The 18,366-nt window shown below is 44.4% G+C and carries 18 protein-coding genes; 7 read left to right on the plus strand and 11 right to left on the minus strand.

Features of this window, described 5'->3' with window-relative positions; genetic code table 11:
- Nucleotides 1-149: 149 nt before the first annotated feature.
- The 10 genes from AACQ83_RS21890 to ompR form a co-directional block, all read right to left on the minus strand.
- On the minus strand, nucleotides 150-893 hold the full coding sequence (locus AACQ83_RS21890; RefSeq protein ID WP_112879597.1) for an amino acid ABC transporter permease: 744 nt from the start codon (nucleotides 891-893) through the stop codon (nucleotides 150-152).
- Nucleotide 894: 1 nt separating this feature from the next.
- The gene (locus AACQ83_RS21895) at nucleotides 895-1,632 is read right to left on the minus strand and encodes an amino acid ABC transporter permease (protein WP_112879598.1); all 738 of its coding nucleotides are present in this window, start codon (nucleotides 1,630-1,632) and stop codon (nucleotides 895-897) included.
- A gap of 81 nt (nucleotides 1,633-1,713) precedes the next feature.
- Nucleotides 1,714-2,550 (minus strand): ABC transporter substrate-binding protein, encoded by an 837-nt coding sequence (locus AACQ83_RS21900; protein WP_112879599.1) that lies wholly within the window; start codon nucleotides 2,548-2,550, stop codon nucleotides 1,714-1,716.
- A 169-nt stretch (nucleotides 2,551-2,719) separates the two neighbouring features.
- Nucleotides 2,720-3,439, minus strand: coding sequence for a phosphate signaling complex protein PhoU (phoU, locus tag AACQ83_RS21905; RefSeq protein ID WP_011144618.1), 720 nt, complete (start codon nucleotides 3,437-3,439; stop codon nucleotides 2,720-2,722).
- Between the two features lie 14 nt (nucleotides 3,440-3,453).
- A complete protein-coding gene (gene pstB / locus AACQ83_RS21910) occupies nucleotides 3,454-4,230 on the minus strand; it encodes a phosphate ABC transporter ATP-binding protein PstB (RefSeq protein WP_112879600.1) in 777 nt (258 codons plus the stop codon).
- Nucleotides 4,231-4,256: 26 nt separating this feature from the next.
- Nucleotides 4,257-5,141 (minus strand): phosphate ABC transporter permease PstA, encoded by an 885-nt coding sequence (gene pstA / locus AACQ83_RS21915; protein ID WP_112879601.1) that lies wholly within the window; start codon nucleotides 5,139-5,141, stop codon nucleotides 4,257-4,259.
- Nucleotide 5,142: 1 nt separating this feature from the next.
- Nucleotides 5,143-6,099, minus strand: coding sequence for a phosphate ABC transporter permease PstC (gene pstC, locus AACQ83_RS21920; RefSeq protein ID WP_112879602.1), 957 nt, complete (start codon nucleotides 6,097-6,099; stop codon nucleotides 5,143-5,145).
- A 114-nt stretch (nucleotides 6,100-6,213) separates the two neighbouring features.
- Complete coding sequence (gene pstS, locus AACQ83_RS21925) at nucleotides 6,214-7,254, minus strand: phosphate ABC transporter substrate-binding protein PstS (protein WP_112879603.1); 1,041 nt, start codon at nucleotides 7,252-7,254, stop codon at nucleotides 6,214-6,216.
- A gap of 215 nt (nucleotides 7,255-7,469) precedes the next feature.
- A complete protein-coding gene (envZ, locus tag AACQ83_RS21930) occupies nucleotides 7,470-8,801 on the minus strand; it encodes a two-component system sensor histidine kinase EnvZ (RefSeq protein ID WP_112879604.1) in 1,332 nt (443 codons plus the stop codon).
- Nucleotides 8,798-9,517 carry an osmolarity response regulator transcription factor OmpR gene (gene ompR / locus AACQ83_RS21935; RefSeq protein WP_011144612.1) on the minus strand — a complete coding sequence of 240 codons (720 nt, stop codon included), beginning with the start codon at nucleotides 9,515-9,517 and terminating at the stop codon, nucleotides 8,798-8,800. The genes envZ and ompR overlap by 4 nt, the downstream gene beginning before the upstream one ends.
- Nucleotides 9,518-10,432: 915 nt before the next feature.
- On the opposite strand from ompR, the gene greB reads away from it, so the two are divergent.
- The 7 genes from greB to AACQ83_RS21970 all read left to right on the plus strand — a co-directional run bounded on the left by greB (nucleotide 10,433) and on the right by AACQ83_RS21970 (nucleotide 17,888).
- Nucleotides 10,433-10,918, plus strand: coding sequence for a transcription elongation factor GreB (greB, locus tag AACQ83_RS21940; protein WP_112879605.1), 486 nt, complete (start codon nucleotides 10,433-10,435; stop codon nucleotides 10,916-10,918).
- Nucleotides 10,919-11,101: 183 nt separating this feature from the next.
- Nucleotides 11,102-11,338, plus strand: a complete 237-nt coding sequence (locus AACQ83_RS21945) for a type II toxin-antitoxin system CcdA family antitoxin (protein ID WP_088374722.1) — start codon at nucleotides 11,102-11,104, stop codon at nucleotides 11,336-11,338.
- 2 nt (nucleotides 11,339-11,340) lie between these two features.
- Nucleotides 11,341-11,655, plus strand: coding sequence for a CcdB family protein (locus AACQ83_RS21950; RefSeq protein ID WP_112879606.1), 315 nt, complete (start codon nucleotides 11,341-11,343; stop codon nucleotides 11,653-11,655).
- Between the two features lie 666 nt (nucleotides 11,656-12,321).
- Entirely contained in the window at nucleotides 12,322-14,646 is a 2,325-nt protein-coding gene (locus AACQ83_RS21955) for a Tex family protein (RefSeq protein ID WP_112879607.1), read from the plus strand.
- Between the two features lie 394 nt (nucleotides 14,647-15,040).
- Nucleotides 15,041-15,274, plus strand: a complete 234-nt coding sequence (feoA, locus tag AACQ83_RS21960; RefSeq protein WP_112879608.1) for a ferrous iron transporter A — start codon at nucleotides 15,041-15,043, stop codon at nucleotides 15,272-15,274.
- Between the two features lie 52 nt (nucleotides 15,275-15,326).
- Nucleotides 15,327-17,639 carry a Fe(2+) transporter permease subunit FeoB gene (gene feoB / locus AACQ83_RS21965; RefSeq protein WP_112879609.1) on the plus strand — a complete coding sequence of 771 codons (2,313 nt, stop codon included), beginning with the start codon at nucleotides 15,327-15,329 and terminating at the stop codon, nucleotides 17,637-17,639.
- A 9-nt stretch (nucleotides 17,640-17,648) separates the two neighbouring features.
- Nucleotides 17,649-17,888, plus strand: coding sequence for a FeoC-like transcriptional regulator (locus AACQ83_RS21970; RefSeq protein WP_112879610.1), 240 nt, complete (start codon nucleotides 17,649-17,651; stop codon nucleotides 17,886-17,888).
- A gap of 120 nt (nucleotides 17,889-18,008) precedes the next feature.
- Here AACQ83_RS21970 and AACQ83_RS21975 read toward each other — a convergent pair whose 3' ends face one another.
- On the minus strand, nucleotides 18,009-18,290 hold the full coding sequence (locus tag AACQ83_RS21975) for a helix-turn-helix domain-containing protein (RefSeq protein ID WP_112879611.1): 282 nt from the start codon (nucleotides 18,288-18,290) through the stop codon (nucleotides 18,009-18,011).
- Between the last annotated feature and the right edge of the window lie 76 nt (nucleotides 18,291-18,366).

Here is an 18,366-nt window from a genome sequence, read left to right on the forward strand (position 1 = left end):
GTTTCTTTCACAACGGATAAATGTTCAATCAGGGTCATATGCAAACGATTAGAAGAGAAATAAGGTTCATTAGATCATGCCATTACTTCTCATTCAAGAGGTGTTAAAAAAGTATGCTCGCGCCCTGGATAATTAAGTAAAGAGAAAAACTAACATTGGGGAGCCAAAATCAATTTTTCTTTCCGCCATAAACGGAAAAGAGATATTTTCCTACGCTGTAGCGTGAAGCGGCGAACAAGATAATTTGCTGTTAATTCCAGTGCCAGACACATCACGAAATAAATTAATGCGACAAATAAAAAGACTTCTGTCGGGTAAACCATGCTGCGGTTATTAACCTGAGTCGCCAGAAATGATAGTTCCGCCACGCCAACGATATAAGCCAGAGAGGTATCTTTTATCAGCGCAATCCACTGATTAATAAAGGAGGGTACCATCATACGCAACGCTTGTGGCAAAACAATGTACCAAAGTACCTGCCAACGGTTAAAACCTAACGATAATCCTGCTTGCCACTGACCGGCACTAATCGCAATAATCCCCGCTTTTACCCCATGAGCCAAGTAAGCCGATGTAATCAGCGCCAGAGCACAAACCACCGTGGTAATTTCTGGAATTTCCACACCAAGCATCACAGGCAACAGGAAGTAAGTCCAGAAAATTAGCATAATGACGGGAATTGCCCGGAAAAAGCCCAATACCGCAGCTAACAAGTTAACCCAGAAGCCTTTCAGCATCGCCAAAGCAATACCTGCAACCGTACCCAATACAATAGAAATAGCCCCGGCCATCAAACTGATAACTATTGTCAACGCCGCCCCTTCAAGAGGACCATCAGGAAACGTACCTAACAGTAGATAGCGCCAGTTTTCTGCAATGACTGAAAAATCCATTTTAATGTCCTCTCGTTATAGCTTGTTGTTGACGCCATTGCCCCCAACCTTCCATGACGGCAATGGTGGCGATATACAGCACCGTTGCAACACCGAATGCTTCAAACGTTTTCAATGTTTCGGTTTCTACTTGACGCGAAGCATATGACAGCTCAGCCACGCCAATTGCCATTGTCAGTGACGAGTTTTTCACAATATTCATATATTGCCCTAGCAATGGCGCCGTTGCGATCTTCAACGCTTGTGGCAACACCACATAACGCATTGCTTGCCAGCCAGTGAGTCCTAGTGCATGAGCGGCATATTTTTGCCCACGCCCTATACCGCGGATACCAGCACGTAGCTCTTCCGCTACGAATGGCGCTGAATAGAGGGTTAAACCAATAAATCCAGCCAGGAATTCGAATGAAGGCCAGACCAATGGTAGACCTAACAGGTTGATTTCATGAGGCGTGTTCAGCCAAAGCATCACCTCTTGCGGCAATATTTGCCCTGAGGCGAAATACCAGAAAAACAGTTGCACCAGCAAAGGCGTATTGCGAAATAGCGTGGTGTAAGCAGTTACCGGCCAACGGAGAATTTTCAATTGGCTGTCACGAGCAGCAGCCAATACAAATCCTAGCAAGGTGGAAGCTACAACGGTACAAGCGGATATCCACAGCGTAATCAGGAAACCTTGCCAAAGCCACCCCAAATATTGGGGAGCAAGCAACTGTTCTGTAACAAATAACTCAAACATATCTTACAATTACCAGGTATTACCAATGACAAAGCCCCGCAACAACAAACGAGGCTAGTTACCAAGGGCTTATCACTTATATTAGGACTCTGTTTGCTGCTCCAAAGGCGCAAATTTAAAGTCACCTCGCGGTTGGGCGGACTTGGTTTCCGGGCCAAACCAACGGTTATAAATTTCCGCCGCTTCACCCTCTTTTTCCAGTTTTAGCAAAGTCTGGTCCACCGCCTCAACCAAGCGCTCCTGCCCTTTCGCCGCTGCCACTGCCTGATATTCACGGGTGATGCTAAAAGGAGAGATCTCAAATTCAGCTTTTTGGGCTTCCGGTACATTAGCCAGCAGACCAACTAACTTGGCATCATCCTGCGTGATGGCTTGTACATTGCCGTTACGTAACGCAGCAAAGGCCAGAGGCGTATCGTCATAAGAGATTACCTTGGCTGTCGGATAATGTTCGCGCAATGTAATTTCCTGTACTGTTCCTTTATCAGCACCAATACGTAAGTTTTTAATGTCTTCGGGAGATTTTAAAACACCTTTACGGGCAATAAATTTTTGCCCAGTGGCAAAGTAAGGAATTGAAAAATTAACCTGTTTAGCACGCTCATTAGTGACGGTAAAGTTGGCGGCAATCAAGTCAACTTTCTTTGATGCCAACAAAGGTAAACGGTTTGCCGGGTTAGTCGGACGAAGCTCCAATTTAACACCCAAGTCATTTGCAATCGCATTTGCGATATCTACATCATAACCTGCCAGTTTTTTAGTTTGCGGGTCAATAAAACCAAATGGTGGATTACTGTCGAAAACAGCGATCCGCACTGTGCCGGCTTTTTTAATATCATCCAGCTTATCCGCCTTCGCAGCACCAGTAACCAGTGTTAACCCGGCCAATAACGCCGTAATAAGAACGCGAGATTTCATTAAACACTCCTGACAGTAATTAATTCTTTATTAATCATCACAAGCTATCAATTTCACTATAGTGCATGAAATAATATAAAACACTATACTTATAACTATTAACAATCATAAGATAAAAAATGCCGGTAAAAATACCAGCATTCAGATTATTGACCAAGTGGTTAGCGAGCTATTCGTTATCTTTCGTCAACAGTTTTTCCAATTCATCACCACCTACATGCCGGAAATCCTGCCCTTTAACATAGTAGAAAATGAATTCACAGATGTTTTGACAACGATCACCTATTCGTTCAATAGAGCGTGCACAAAGCAGGACGGTCAGTACACTTGGGATGGTTCGAGGATCTTCCATCATATAAGTCATAAGCTGGCGGACAATGCCTTCATACTCTTTATCCACCTTTTTATCTTCGTGATAGATACGAATCGCTTCTTCCAGATCCATGCGGGCAAAGGCATCTAACACATCATGCAGCATCTGGATGGTATGACGGCCAAGGGATTCCAAACTAACCAACAGTGGTTGATGCTGATGTGAGAATTTCTCAAGTGCCGTCTGGCAAATTTTATTTGCCACATCACCAATTCTTTCTAGTTCAGCGATTGTTTTTGAAATTGACATAATCAGCCGCAGATCACTGGCCGTTGGCTGACGCTTAGCTATGATGCGAACACACGCTTCATCAATAGCCACTTCCATCATATTGACCTTATGGTCATCCTCAATCACTTCACGCGCCAATGCGGCATCCTGATTATGCATCGCGGTAATGGCTTTGGAGAGTTGCTCCTCCACCAGCCCACCCATTGCCATCAATTCAGTACGGACATGTGCCAGTTCAGCGTTAAACTGACCAGAAATATGTTTGTTGAGATTCAGATTGTCCATGTTACGCCCCGTAATTAACCATAACGACCAGTAATATAATCTTCAGTTTGTTTCATTTTTGGTGTGGTAAACAATGTGTCTGTATCACTGAATTCAATTAATTCACCAAGGTACATAAACGCCGTGTGGTCTGAACAACGCGCGGCCTGTTGCATATTATGAGTCACAATCACCACGGTATATTCAGATTTCAATTCGCTGATCAACTCTTCAATTCGACCGGTAGAAATCGGGTCGAGGGCTGAACAAGGTTCATCCAACAGCAAAACTTCTGGCCGGATCGCAATGCCACGCGCAATACACAAACGTTGCTGTTGCCCGCCAGATAGACTGTATCCGCTCTGATACAGCTTATCCCGAGTTTCATTCCATAAAGCTGCTTTTGTCAAAGCCCACTGAACACGTTCATCCATTTCTGCTCTGGAGAGTTTTTCAAACAGACGGACACCAAACGCGATATTGTCGTAAATGGACATCGGAAATGGCGTTGGTTTTTGGAATACCATGCCAACTTTTGCCCGTAGCAGCGCCACATCCTGTTTATCAGTCAGGATATTATTGCCATCCAACAAAATTTCACCTTCTGTCTGCTGCTCACCATACAGTTCATACATTTTGTTGAAAGTTCGTAGTAACGTAGACTTACCGCAACCCGACGGACCGATAAAAGCGGTGACTTTGTTCTTTGCAATATTCAACGTTATGTTTTTCAGCGCATGAAATTTGCCATAGTAAAAGTTCAGATTGTGGACCTGAATTTTGCTGCTAGCGATATCATTAACTATGCTCATTTACTTCTCTCTGTTGAAAATATCAGTCAGTGCTTTTTCTTGACAAATAGCACACGCGCCACAATGTTAATCAGCAATACACACAGGGTTATCAATAATACGCCTGCCCACGCCAGTTGCTGCCATTCGGAGAATGGACTCATGGCAAATTTAAAAATGGTAACCGGTAAGTTAGCAATTGGCTGGCTCAGATCGGTACTCCAGAACTGATTGGAAAGCGAAGTGAACAGTAATGGTGCCGTCTCTCCAGCAATTCGAGCAATGGCCAGCAACACACCGGTGATAATGCCGGATACCGATGCTTTCAGCGTAATGGCTGAAATCATCTTCCACTTCGGTGTGCCTAAGGCATAGGCGGCTTCGCGCAGGCTATCAGGAACCAGTTTTAACATGTTTTCCGTGGTTCTGATCACAATCGGCACCTGTAGCAACGCCAAAGCAATCACCCCCGCCCAACCGGAAAAGTGCTGTATTTTCGTCACAACGACCATGTAAACAAATAAACCGACAACAATAGAAGGGGCTGACAGCAAAATATCATTTATAAAGCGGATCACCTCTGCCAGCCATGAACGGCGGCCATATTCCGCCAAATAGATACCTGCCATGATCCCCAGAGGCGTACCGATAACCGTCGCCCACAGAATCAGTAATCCACTGCCAACAATGGCATTTGCCAAACCACCACCTTCCGTATTCGGTGGTGGCGTCATTTCGGTGAACAACGCCAATGACATGCCGTCGAAACCTTTGGTGACGGTGGAGAACAGAATCCATACCAGCCAAAACAAACCAAACAGCATGGTCGCCATTGATAACAGCAGAGCGAAGCGATTTTTTTGACGGCGCCATGCCTGTTTACGGCTACGTACATTGGCATCAATAGGCTTTTGTCTGTCTACGGTTGCCATATCAGCGCCCCTCATTCTTCGCCAAACGCATAATCATCAATTTCGATAGCGCCAGCACAATAAAGGTGATCACAAATAGAATCAGACCAAGCTCCATCAATGATGCGGTATGCAAACCAGACTCTGCTTCCGCGAATTCATTCGCCAGCGCAGAAGTGATGCTGTTGCCGGGCATAAACAGTGAAAAACTGTCGAGTTGGTAGGTGTTACCGATGATAAAAGTCACCGCCATCGTTTCCCCCAACGCACGACCAAGGCCCAACATGACACCACCAATCACGCCATTTCGGGTGTAAGGCAACACGATGTGCCAGATAACTTCCCAAGTAGTACAGCCGATACCATAGGCGGATTCTTTCATCATCACCGGCGTCTGTTCAAAGACGTCACGCATAACCGAAGCAATATAAGGGATAATCATGATAGCGAGAATGACACCCGCCGCCAGAATACCAATGCCAAAGGCAGGGCCGGAGAACAATTCGCCCACAATTGGCATGCTGGCGAGGAGATTACCGACGGGCTGCTGGAAATAGGTGGCAAACAACGGCGCAAAAACAAACAACCCCCACATGCCATACACAATACTTGGGATGGCAGCCAGTAACTCAATGGCAATACCAAGCGGACGTTTCAGCCAGTTAGGCGCCAGTTCCGTTAGGAACAGGGCAATCCCAAAACTGACAGGCACTGCGATAATCAACGCAATCAGCGAAGTAACCAATGTACCGTAAATCGGTATCAAGGCGCCAAATCGCTCTGCCGGAACATCCCATGTTTTCTGCCAGAGGAAAGAGATGCCAAACTGTTGAATACTAGGCCAGGAGGCAATAATCAGCGAGATAATGATGCCTCCTAACAAAAATAAAGTTATCAGCGCAGCTAGCCTAACCAGTGCGCTGAAAATAATATCGCCATTTTTACTGGGTGCTTTCATTGCCGTTTTTTGTTCGGCCATAGAGCTTATTCTCATTCGTGGTTAACTCCCCCTTAAACGGGGGAGAAATTAAAACGACAAATTTAATCGATATTTAAAGCAATCGATATTTAAAACAATCACTATCAACACGACTTAATACAGGGCCTTACCATTGCTATCTTTTATCTGGGTTTTCCAAGCCGCACGAACTTGCTCAATCACCTCTTTAGGCAGAGTTGCATAATCCAGATCGTTTGCCTGCTTACTCCCTTTCTCATAAGCCCAGTCAAAGAATTTCAATACTTCTGCCCCCTTCACTGCATTTCTCTGCTGTTTATGAACCAGAACAAATGTGGTGGAAGTCATCGGCCACGCATTTTCACCTTGCTGGTTTGTCAAATCCTGAGCAAACGTTTTATGCCATTCCGCTTTCTTCGCTGCGGCACTGAAACTCTCTTCTGTCGGGCTAACAATGTTGCCATTAGCAGATACCAATTTGGTATAAGCCAGATGATTCTGTTTAGCGTAAGCATATTCAACATAACCAATGGAACCCGTCAGACGCTGAACAAATGCGGCAACCCCATCATTACCTTTACCGCCTAAACCAATGGGCCAGCTTACGGTAGAACCTACACCAACTTTTTCTTGCCACGCTTTATTCACTTTAGAGAGGTAGCTAGTAAACACAAAGGAGGTACCGGAACCGTCAGCACGACGTATCACAGCAATATCTTGCTCCGGCAGTTTGACTCCCGGATTCAATTGAGTAATTGCTGGATCATTCCACTTTTTCACTTTACCTAAATAAATATCGCCTAAAGTTTTACCATCCAATGTCAATTCACCAGATTTAATCCCCGGGATATTAACCGCCAGTACCACCCCACCGATGACGGTTGGAAACTGAAACAAACCATCAGCAACTAACCTTTCGTCGGATAAAGGGGCATCGGAAGCACCGAAATCAACGGTATTTGCCAGAATTTGTTTTACGCCACCGGAAGAACCGATGCCTTGATAATTGACTTTATTACCTGTCTCTTTTTGATAAGAATCCGCCCACTTGGCATACACCGGTGCGGGAAATGTCGCACCTGCCCCGGTTAAGCTAGTGGCAGCAAATACAGACAGAGTTATCAAAGAAAACGTCGCTGCCATTATGCCGGCTATGGTGGTACGCATCAGTTTCATAATCCCTCCTAATGGGATATTGAGAATCAACAAGGAAATATATTCGTCAAATCAAAAAAGGTGCAGGAGGGAAAATAGGTCAATTTAATTACAGCAAAATGTCTTAATTATGACATTTTTATGACAGCGTAATGGAAACTTAACCTGAGACTGACATAAAACTGTCATCTCCACACACCATTAAAATCAAATATTAGGAGATGATTATCAAGCCGTTAAAAATTATCTTCCACGACAGGAATACAGACACGGATAGATAATCCCCCTTTGAGGCTGGTGCCCATTTCAATTTTCCCGTCATGAGCATCAATAATTCGCTGAACAATCGCCAGACCTAACCCTGTTCCACTACTACTGCGTGCTCTTTCACCGCGAACGAATGGCTGAAATAACCGTGGCAAATCTTCCTGTTTGATGCCAGCGCCATTATCTTCTACCTGAAACCAAGCAAATTTATTTGTCTGACCACTACTCACTTTAATCCAGCCGTTACCATAGCGATTGGCATTAACCAACATATTAGCCAATGCCCGTTTAATAGAAATCGGATTGGCGTTAACAGTTATTGGGTTAAGAGACAGATGGTTTTCAATATCCTGCTCATAGCCATTTTCTGCGGAAATCACCTCTTTGAGAATAGAATTCAGCTCGCAGAATTCCATTGGCATTTCCTGCCCAGTACGGAGATAGTCAATGAATTGCTCAATAATGGCGTTACACTCTTCAATATCTTTATTGATAGATTCAGACAGATAAGCATCTTCCTTGCTCATCATTTCTGTTGCTAGTCGGATACGTGTCAGCGGCGTACGCAAATCATGGCTTACTCCGGCAATTAATATCGTACGGTCACTTTCCAATAACTTTATCCCGGAGGACATTTGGTTAAATGCGCGAATGGCTGCACGAACTTCCAGAGAACCCGCTTCCCGCACCGCTGGCATCATAATACCTTTACCTGTTTGCCTGGCGGCATATTCCATTTCCAGTAAAGGCCGGTTCTGAAAACGGATATAAAGCCAGATACAACCAAATATCAGTAATAGAATTGCCAGTGTATAGCGGAAAATAGGAGAGAATTGATTTTGTTCGATCTCAGTCAGAGGAACCCTGACCCAAATATCGGGGGCCAGATAAGAATTAAGCCAAAGTATAGGGCTATCTGTGTTTATCTCCAGACGAAGATCAGCCTTGCCGCCAAGGTACTCGCCCATCTTCTCACTCAGGAAATCATAACGTTTGGCCCAACGTAAACCTTGTATCTCCGCGTCAGATTCAGAATAGAGCGTAATACCCAACTCCTGATAAATCTCCCGGCGAACTACCGGCGATATCACCAGAAAAGAGCCATCCTCTAGCTTCAACTTTTCAGCCATTAGGGTACGAACTTCATACGCTAATACCTTATTGAACTGCTGCAAACTTGGCATAATAACGAAATTCACAACAACCAAGTAGCTGGTTACCAGACTGATGAACAGCATAGCCATAATCAAGAATAAAGTATGGGTAAACGTGCTGCGAGGGGAGAATCGCAATAATTTCATACACGAATTCCGTCTGGCACAAAGACATAGCCCAGACCCCAAATAGTCTGGATATAACGAGGATGTGTAGGATCTTCTTCAATCACACGGCGCAGACGTGAAACCAAGACATCAATCGATCGCTTCATCGTACTATATTCCCGGCCACGAGCTAAATTCATCAGTTTATTACGGGACAGTGGCACGCCAGGATAAGAAACCAGTACTTTCAATACGGCAAATTCTCCACTGGTTAATTGAATATGTTCATCTCCCTGAAACATTTCCCGCGTACTCAAATTGAGGCTAAACTTACCAAAATTAATAATCGCATCATCCTCAGCCGGTAGGCCCAATAACTTATTCGCCTGACGACGTAATACCGCCCGGATACGCGCTAATAGCTCACGGGGATTAAATGGCTTCGGAATATAATCATCAGCGCCAATTTCCAGCCCAACAATACGATCTACCTCTTCTCCTCTCGCCGTCACCATAATAATCGGCACCGGATTACTTTGGTTTCTCAACCTTTGGCAAACAGAAAGCCCATCCTCTCCTGGTAACATTAAATCCAATACGATTAAGCTAACAGATTCCCGTGTCAGTAAGCGGTCCATCTGCTCCGCATTAGCAGCACTACGTACCTGAAAACCTTGTTCTGTCAGATAACGCTCTAATAACGTTCGTAAACGCATGTCATCATCCACCACAAGGATCTTGTTATCTACTTGCATTATCAAACTCCAAAAAACACTACATGCTTTGATAAATTTATCATTTTGAAAGAGATTAACCCAAAGATAGAAACCAGATATCTGTATTTTGAGACTATTCCTAATAGGACTTATTTCCACGGTTATTAATTCGAATGATTAATTTAGTGGTTTATTACTGACAATGAGAACGCAGTAATTCACTGTCAACTATCGAATTTCTACCGTTATTTTGCCACCCACCAACCCACCAATTAGCGCCCTGGTTACCGGCAAATCGATAGAAATCTATTTATTAGCTGGATTAAATTCATCAGGCAGACTAAACGAAAAATGCCCTTTGCTGCATATTATCTGCTTACCTCCGCCACGGTTTTTCCTTGCTAACGAGGATCTGGATCGATAATGTTCAGTTCACCAACGTTTGAACAAAAAACTACTCGACGGTCGACTTTTCGTCGCCTTTTCTCACTATAGTAAGCGATTTCGCTTGTTTTTTCTTCACTTAAACCTTAACCGCCTGTTTCATCACCAGCAAGATTCACAGCATACATACTATTCAGTACACAGAACCATAAATTATATGATGAACATTATAAATATTAGAGCCAAATATCATAATGAGTAGACAGGTAAAGCAATCTTGTTACCGAAAATGCTAACTCGAAACCGTCTGTTAACTATTTATCTCTCGTTTTAACATCCATGTTCACCGCAGTGGGAGCGTATCGTATTCTCTTGCCACGCAGCTGAATCCATCAAAAGTGATAAATTTATTCAACCAACAACGCCCCAAATGTCACTAATGCGTTAATCTTGCAAAACAGCCGGGATTTATTGATTAATGACTAAAAACCGAGTCTCAATTTGACATCTACCAAAATGGGCGGTTTTATACACTTATGAGGTTAACTACAGTATCTACATCAAGATAAAATGAAAACTAAACTGATAACCCGCGAAGGCTACAACAAATTAAAGGAAGAACTGGATTATCTCTGGCGTGAAGAGCGCCCAGAAGTGACTAAAAAAGTGACTTGGGCAGCAAGCCTCGGTGACCGGAGTGAAAACGCAGATTATCAATATAACAAGAAGAGGCTACGGGAGATTGATCGCAGAGTCCGATATCTAACCAAAAGCTTAGAGGAATTGCGGTGTGTTGATTATTCCCCTCAACAAGATGGACGAGTGTTCTTCGGTGCATGGGTAGAGATCGAAAATGATCAAGGTGAGATTAAACGCTTCCGTATTGTCGGGTACGACGAAATTTTTGGTTGCAAAGACTACATATCCATCGATTCTCCAATGGCCCGGGCTTTATTGAAAAAAGAAGTTGGAGATAGTGCAATCGTTCATACACCAACAGGAAAAGTGTTGTGGTACGTGAATGAAATCGAATATATAAAATATCTTTCGACATGATGTAGTTAGCTATATATCGAAGAATAACAACCGAATGAATCGCACTCCAGCGATTCATTCACTCTGCAAAGGCGCAGGAAATGAATTAATAAGCATAACAAGCAGAAAAAACCGACATTCAGAACTACAATTCGTGTATATATACGTGTAGCATACACGTATACTCAATGCCGGAGATAAATCATGACAGCAAGACAACGCAACACACAGAGCGTCACAATGACTGTAGAACGAAGCTTACTGAGCCGGGCACGTGAAGCAGGTATTAACTTTAGTGCCACACTGACCGCCGCCTTGGATGCCGAATTACGCAATTACGAAGCGCTGAAATGGCGGGAAGATAATAGGGAAGCTTTGGAGGCGTTAAACCGTTTCCATGATGAACATGGTTGTTTTAGTGATGAACACAGGACATTTTAACAATGCAATTCACCGTTTACCGTAATACTGGGAAAAACGTTGTTTATCCCCTATTGCTGGACGTCACGAGTGACATTATCGGGCAGTTAAACCGCAGAATTGTGATCCCACTGTTGCCAGTTGAAAAATATCCTGACAGCAGTCGCCCTGTTCGAATGATCCCCGTTATCAGGCTGATAGACGACAAAGAATATGCAGTCATGACTCACGAATTGGCCAGTATATCTATTTATGCTTTGGGTGCTGAATTTTGCGATGCATCGCAATACCGTAATCAAGTAAAGGCGGCATTCGATTTCCTCTTTGACGGTATTTAAGTCGGATAAGTACAGACTGTTGCCAGACTGCACTTATCGACGGCAGAGATCCAATTAGCATTGAAGAGACTAGAGGAATTAGACAGAATGAATAATCAGAATCCCCACTATTTCAGAGCACTTAGTTTAATTCATGACGCAATCAAAAACGCGAGAGCAAATGATTCAACTCACATGCCATGCCGCAATGGGTAAAATCGATTATGTCAGCTGAACAGGTAAGAACTCGAATTTATTCATTAGCCCATTAAAAAATTTAAAATGGGTAGATTCACATAATTAAGTGCAACATTGTTAATCTGGAAGTAAACATGTTCGTATTCCATTAAATAAATTCTTTAGGTAATCCCTCCATTTTTAACGAAAATCAAAAGTAGATTTGTAATTAATTAGTTACCTGCTTCTGGAATAATGCGATGAAACTCAAGTTTTTCCTATTCTAGCTATCCTTTTAGTTTAATTCTGATATTCAGAAACAGCTCATAGCAAATCCGGTAACACACTTATGGTACCAACGACAACTTATCACATTTGAGTTCAATCGCGGTTGCTATAGCGTAACTCGTCAAAATAAGATTAGACGTAAACTGGAAATTATTTCTCTCAGAACGTATAAAGGGGGGTTTTATGAATATTTGAAGCTTATCCACCAGAAGAAAACGCAGCATGAATGAATCTCTGAGCCAAATTATTGCAAATGAGCTACAAGCGCGGCCACAACAGGTACTTTCTGCGATTAGCCTGCTTGATGAAGGGAATACTGTCCCTTTTATCGCACGCTATCGTAAAGAAGTTACCGGAGGTCTGGATGACACCCAACTCCGTCAACTTGAAACCCGCCTTAGTTATCTGCGCGAACTGTCGGACCGCCGCCAGACCATTCTTAAATCCATTGATGAGCAAGGCAAACTGACCCCAGAACTGGCAGAAGCCATTAATGGAACTCTCAGCAAAACAGAGCTGGAAGATCTCTATCTGCCATACAAACCGAAACGCCGTACTCGTGGACAAATCGCTATTGAAGCGGGTCTTGAACCACTAGCGGACACCTTGTGGCAAGATCCACAGCAAGAACCAGAGCAGGTTGCCGCTACCTTTGTTGATATCGATAAAGGTGTGGCTGATACCAAAGCGGCTCTGGATGGCGCGCGTTATATCCTAATGGAACGTTTTGCCGAAGATGCCGCGCTATTGGCGAAAGTACGTGACTATCTATGGAAGAATGCCCATTTGGTCGCTAAAGTCGTTGCAGGAAAAGAGGAGGAAGGCGCTAAATTCCGCGACTATTTTGATCATCATGAACCTATCGCACAAGTCCCTTCTCACCGTGCATTAGCTATGTTCCGTGGTCGTAATGAAGGAATACTGCAACTTTCGCTAAATGCTGATCCCCAGTTTGATGAACCACCAAAAGAGAGCTATTGCGAACAGATTATTACGCAGCATCTTAATCTGCGCCTGAATAATGTACCGGCAGATAGCTGGCGTAAAGCTGTAGTGAACTGGACCTGGCGCGTTAAGGTATTGCTGCATCTTGAAACTGAATTGATGAGTACCTTGCGAGAGAAAGCGGAAGATGAAGCCATCAAAGTATTCGCCCGCAACCTGCAAGATCTATTGATGGCCGCGCCAGCGGGTATGCGCGCAACAATGGGGCTCGATCCCGGTCTGCGTACCGGCGTCAAAGTAGCTGTTATCGATGCAACCGGCAAACTGATTGCCACAGACACGATCTATCCACACACCGGGCAAGCGGCTAAAGCTGCTGCAAGCGTGGCAGCATTGTGTCTCAAACATCAAGTGGAACTGGTCGCCATCGGTAACGGAACGGCTTCCCGTGAAACAGAACGTTTCTTCGCGGATGTGCAAAAGCAGTTCTCAGAGATAAAAGCCCAAAAAGTGATTGTCAGTGAGGCAGGGGCATCGGTTTATTCTGCCTCTGAGTTGGCGGCACTGGAATTTCCTGATCTGGACGTTTCACTACGTGGAGCAGTCTCTATCGCCCGTCGCTTGCAAGATCCACTGGCCGAATTGGTGAAAATCGATCCGAAATCCATCGGTGTCGGTCAGTATCAACATGATGTCAGCCAGAGTCAGCTTGCCAAAAAATTAGATGCCGTCGTTGAGGATTGCGTAAACGCCGTCGGCGTGGATCTCAATACTGCTTCTGTTCCGTTGCTAACCAGAGTTGCCGGGTTGACCCGCATGATCGCCCAAAATATCATCAACTGGCGTGATGAGAACGGCCGTTTCAATAACCGTACACAATTACTAAAAGTCAATCGCCTCGGGCCAAAGGCTTTTGAGCAATGTGCTGGATTCCTGCGGATTAATCACGGTGATAACCCGCTGGATGCATCGACCGTTCATCCAGAAGCTTATCCGGTAGTGGAAAAAATTCTGGCGGCCACTGAGCAGAAACTCCAAGAATTGATGGGTAACCCTGCTTCATTACGTGGATTGCAACCTCAGGATTTCACCACCGAGCGATTTGGTGTTCCAACCGTTACCGATATTTTGAAAGAGCTGGAAAAACCTGGCCGAGATCCACGACCAGAGTTTAAAACCGCGACTTTCGCGGAAGGCGTGGAAACCATGAATGATCTGCGTCCGGGAATGGTGCTGGAAGGTGCAGTCACTAACGTGACTAATTTTGGCGCATTTGTCGATATCGGCGTTCATCAAGATGGTTTAGTTCATATCTCTTCGCTGTCCGATCGTTTTGTAGAAGATCCCCATACCGTGGTAAAAGCGGGTGATATCGTTAAAGTAAAAGTGTTGGAAGTTGATCTGAACCGCAAGCGCATCGCTCTGACCATGCGTCTTGATGAGCAACCGGGAGAAACTCCCTCACGCCGCAATAACAGTGCACAAGCTGACCGCCATCCTGAACGTAATGACAGGAACCGTAACACTTCCCGTTCTTCTACCTCAGCCGGAAACAGTGCTATGAGTGATGCGCTAGCTGCCGCATTCGGAAAAAAACGTTAAGATTCCCATCACGGTAAGATGCACTGCTTCGGCAGTGCACGTTTCATGGTTCCTGCCAGAAAGAATCCAAACTCACAGATTCATATCAACTCTGAGTGACTAAGTGATTAAATTAACACCAAAAATGAAAATAGGATTAACATTGAAATTAATGTTGGTTATTATTCTCATTTGCAATTATTATGAATTGGATGCAAATCATACTTCATAATAATGAGTATGACTAATTTTCGATATTATACCCTACGGATTTCAAGATGCATCGCGACGGCAAGGGAGCGAATCCCCGGGAGCATAGCGAACTATGTGACCGGGGTGAGTGAGTGCAGCCAACAAAGAGGCAACTTGAAAGATAACGGGTATATCTTACTTACCACATATCCCGGAAGGTTATATGCAACTTCTTCCAGACCATAGTTACAAGATCATTGGTTTTTCTCCGAAGATCAGCCCAGCTTACCGACAGAAATTGCTGTCATTAGGTATGTTGCCCGGTTCTTCATTTCATGTTGTCCGCTTAGCGCCTTTAGGTGATCCGATACAAATTGAGACTCGCAGAGTCAGCCTGATTCTGAGAAAAAAAGACTTGGAATTTCTCACATTAGACAGCGTTCAATGCAACGCATAATTCGTTGCAAGCAACGAAACGGTTACTCTTAATTTAATCTGGCACCAAAAACATGAAAGCACTGACCATTGGCCTAATTGGCAACCCTAATGCCGGCAAAACAACATTATTTAACCAACTTACTGGCGCCCGACAACGTGTAGGCAACTGGGCTGGCGTTACAGTAGAACGAAAAGTTGGCCGTTTTACCACCGTGGAACACAAAATTGAGTTAGTTGACCTGCCGGGAACCTACTCTCTAACCACGATTTCTGAGCAAACATCACTGGATGAGCAGATAGCCTGCCACTATATCCTGAGCGGTGATGCTGACATGCTGATTAACGTCGTAGATGCTTCTAACCTTGAGCGAAATCTCTATCTGACGTTACAACTGTTGGAATTAGGTATTCCATGCATCGTTGCGCTTAATATGCTGGATATCGCTGACAGTCAGCATATCCAAATTGATATTGCTGAACTGGAACAACGCCTCGGCTGTCCAGTCATTCCAATGGTTTCAACCCGAGCAACGGGACTAAATGAGCTGAAACGGGCAATTGACCGCCATAAGCAGAATTCCGGGCAGTCACTGATTCACTACCCTGATTGCCTGTTGCAAGAAATTGAGACGTTATCTGGTGCAATGTCAGACAATTTTCATGCTCAACAACGCCGCTGGCTAGCGCTTCAGATGCTTGAAGGGGATATTTACAGCCTGGAACGTTCCGGTCTTGCTACCTCAATGCTGATTGAATCCAAAGAACGCTTGCAACAACAGCAACATGAAGAGCCCGAACTGGTGATTGCCGATGCGCGCTATCAAAGCATCAATACATTGTGCATGGCCGTGATTGATACCCAAAAAGCCATGCCAAACAAACTCACTCAGGCAATTGACAGAATTATCCTTAATCGTTGGTTAGGCGTACCTATTTTCCTGGCAGTTATGTATTTAATGTTCGTGCTGGCAATTAATATCGGTGGTGCGCTACAACCTATCTTTGACAGTGGTTCTGTCGCTATTTTCATTCATGGGGTTCAATGGCTTGGGCATACCTTAAGTTTTCCAGAATGGCTGACGGTTTTCCTCGCGCAAGGCATCGGTGGTGGTATCAACACCGTTTTGCCGCTGGTACCACAAATCGGCATGATGTATTTATTCCTCTCTTTTCTTGAGGACTCCGGTTATATGGCGCGGGCGGCATTTGTCATGGATCGTCTGATGCAAGTTCTTGGACTACCGGGTAAATCGTTTGTCCCGTTGATCGTTGGCTTCGGTTGTAACGTCCCATCCATTATGGGGGCGAGAACGCTGGATGCGCCGCGTGAACGCTTGATCACGATTATGATGGCCCCCTTTATGTCTTGCGGTGCACGATTAGCCATTTTTGCCGTATTTGCCGCCGCATTCTTTGGCAAAAACGGGGCAACCATTGTTTTTTCCCTTTATATATTGGGCATTGTCGTCGCTATTCTGACTGGCCTGATGTTGAAATACACCATTATGCGTGGCGAAGCTTCACCGTTTGTTATGGAACTCCCGGTTTACCATATTCCACATCTAAAAACCTTGCTTCTGCAAACCTGGCAACGCCTGAAAGGTTTTGTTATCCGTGCCGGTAAAGTAATCGTTATCGCCAGTATGTTCATCGGTGCACTCAACAGCTTCTCATTCTCTGGTAAGGCGGTGGATAGCATCAACCAATCCGCTCTGGCTTCAGTCAGCAAGGTTATTACGCCTGTGTTACAGCCAATTGGCGTTCACTCTGATAACTGGCAAGCAACTGTTGGTTTGATAACTGGTGCTATGGCAAAAGAAGTGGTAGTTGGGACACTAAATACGCTGTATACCGCAGAAAACATCGCTAATGAACCGTTTAATGCAGATGAGTTCAACCTATTTGCTGAACTGAAAGATGCAGTTGGTGAAACTTGGGATAGTTTGAAAGATACCTTCACTCTGAGCGTGCTTGCCAACCCAATCGAAGCTAATAAAGGTGACGGTGAGATGGATAGCGGTTCTATGGGAACCATGAGCGCCAAATTTGGCTCCGCTATTTCAGCTTACAGTTATCTGATCTTTGTTCTGTTATATGTACCTTGTGTTTCGGTGATGGGCGCGATTGCTCGTGAAACAAGCCGTGGTTGGATGACATTCTCCATTCTGTGGGGACTGAACGTGGCTTATTCAATTTCAGCTTTGTTCTACCAGATGGTGACTTTCTCACAACATCCACAAAGCGGCCTGATTACCATTCTGACCGTCGTCATATTTAACGCGCTAGTGTTCTACTTCCTGCGTCGAGCACGCAGCCGTGTGACGATGAAGTTAATCAGCAACCCAGGAAATAGCTGCCACTGCTCCAGTGGAAACTGTCACTAGGAGTTGAAAATGATTAGCCTGTTACAAGTAAGGGATGCCGTCGCTCTGAATGGACGGGCAGATGCCAAACTGTTGAGCCACCAGCTTTCTGCTTCATTATCGATGGTAGAAGCGATGCTTGAACAACTTACAGTGATGGGCAAATTGGAAAAGGTTGATGCAACTGCCTGCCTAAGCGGGGGTTGCAAACAATGCCCTGAAGCACAGAAATGTGATATGGCGGTTTATCGGATCGCTGGGGAGTGTTGAGCCATTTATAGAATGGCTAACATATATAGTTAGTTTGAGACAAACCCCATTTTTTTAAAGTGGGGTTTGTCAATATCTGTTGGTCCAAAAAGTCATAAGTCATAACTAAACACATACAGTCTATTGATTTACAGGCATTTGAAAAACAAATTCTCCCCCAAGCGCAGCAGCATAGCGGCTTAAAGTATCCAGATTTGGCACACTCTTACCATTTTCCATACGACTAATGTTTTGCTTCTGAGTACCAATCTTCTGAGCAACATCTTGTTGAGTAAGATGTAACGTTTTACGTGCATCTTTAAGCTGTTTCATCAATTTTTTGCGGATCTGGATATCGTTATATGCTGCCAGCAGGGCGCGAGCATACTTTTTTAACACCTCTTGAATGAGAAGTAATGGCATGATCTAATGAACCTTATTTCTCTTCTAATCGTTTGCATATGACCCTGATTGAACATTTATCCGTTGTGAAAGAAAC

The organism is Photorhabdus sp. S10-54, assembly GCF_963878145.1.
Classification (GTDB): Bacteria; Pseudomonadota; Gammaproteobacteria; order Enterobacterales; family Enterobacteriaceae; genus Photorhabdus; species Photorhabdus kayaii.

Coding starts and splice junctions, on each gene's coding strand:
- AACQ83_RS21890 (WP_112879597.1), bottom strand. CDS start 893: ATGGATTTTTCAGTCATTGCAGAAAACTGGCGCTATCTACTGTTAGGT.
- AACQ83_RS21895 (WP_112879598.1), bottom strand. CDS start 1,632: ATGTTTGAGTTATTTGTTACAGAACAGTTGCTTGCTCCCCAATATTTG.
- AACQ83_RS21900 (WP_112879599.1), bottom strand. CDS start 2,550: ATGAAATCTCGCGTTCTTATTACGGCGTTATTGGCCGGGTTAACACTG.
- phoU (WP_011144618.1), bottom strand. CDS start 3,439: ATGGACAATCTGAATCTCAACAAACATATTTCTGGTCAGTTTAACGCT.
- pstB (WP_112879600.1), bottom strand. CDS start 4,230: ATGAGCATAGTTAATGATATCGCTAGCAGCAAAATTCAGGTCCACAAT.
- pstA (WP_112879601.1), bottom strand. CDS start 5,141: ATGGCAACCGTAGACAGACAAAAGCCTATTGATGCCAATGTACGTAGC.
- pstC (WP_112879602.1), bottom strand. CDS start 6,099: ATGGCCGAACAAAAAACGGCAATGAAAGCACCCAGTAAAAATGGCGAT.
- pstS (WP_112879603.1), bottom strand. CDS start 7,254: ATGAAACTGATGCGTACCACCATAGCCGGCATAATGGCAGCGACGTTT.
- envZ (WP_112879604.1), bottom strand. CDS start 8,801: ATGAAATTATTGCGATTCTCCCCTCGCAGCACGTTTACCCATACTTTA.
- ompR (WP_011144612.1), bottom strand. CDS start 9,517: ATGCAAGTAGATAACAAGATCCTTGTGGTGGATGATGACATGCGTTTA.
- greB (WP_112879605.1), top strand. CDS start 10,433: ATGAAAACTAAACTGATAACCCGCGAAGGCTACAACAAATTAAAGGAA.
- AACQ83_RS21945 (WP_088374722.1), top strand. CDS start 11,102: ATGACAGCAAGACAACGCAACACACAGAGCGTCACAATGACTGTAGAA.
- AACQ83_RS21950 (WP_112879606.1), top strand. CDS start 11,341: ATGCAATTCACCGTTTACCGTAATACTGGGAAAAACGTTGTTTATCCC.
- AACQ83_RS21955 (WP_112879607.1), top strand. CDS start 12,322: ATGAATGAATCTCTGAGCCAAATTATTGCAAATGAGCTACAAGCGCGG.
- feoA (WP_112879608.1), top strand. CDS start 15,041: ATGCAACTTCTTCCAGACCATAGTTACAAGATCATTGGTTTTTCTCCG.
- feoB (WP_112879609.1), top strand. CDS start 15,327: ATGAAAGCACTGACCATTGGCCTAATTGGCAACCCTAATGCCGGCAAA.
- AACQ83_RS21970 (WP_112879610.1), top strand. CDS start 17,649: ATGATTAGCCTGTTACAAGTAAGGGATGCCGTCGCTCTGAATGGACGG.
- AACQ83_RS21975 (WP_112879611.1), bottom strand. CDS start 18,290: ATGCCATTACTTCTCATTCAAGAGGTGTTAAAAAAGTATGCTCGCGCC.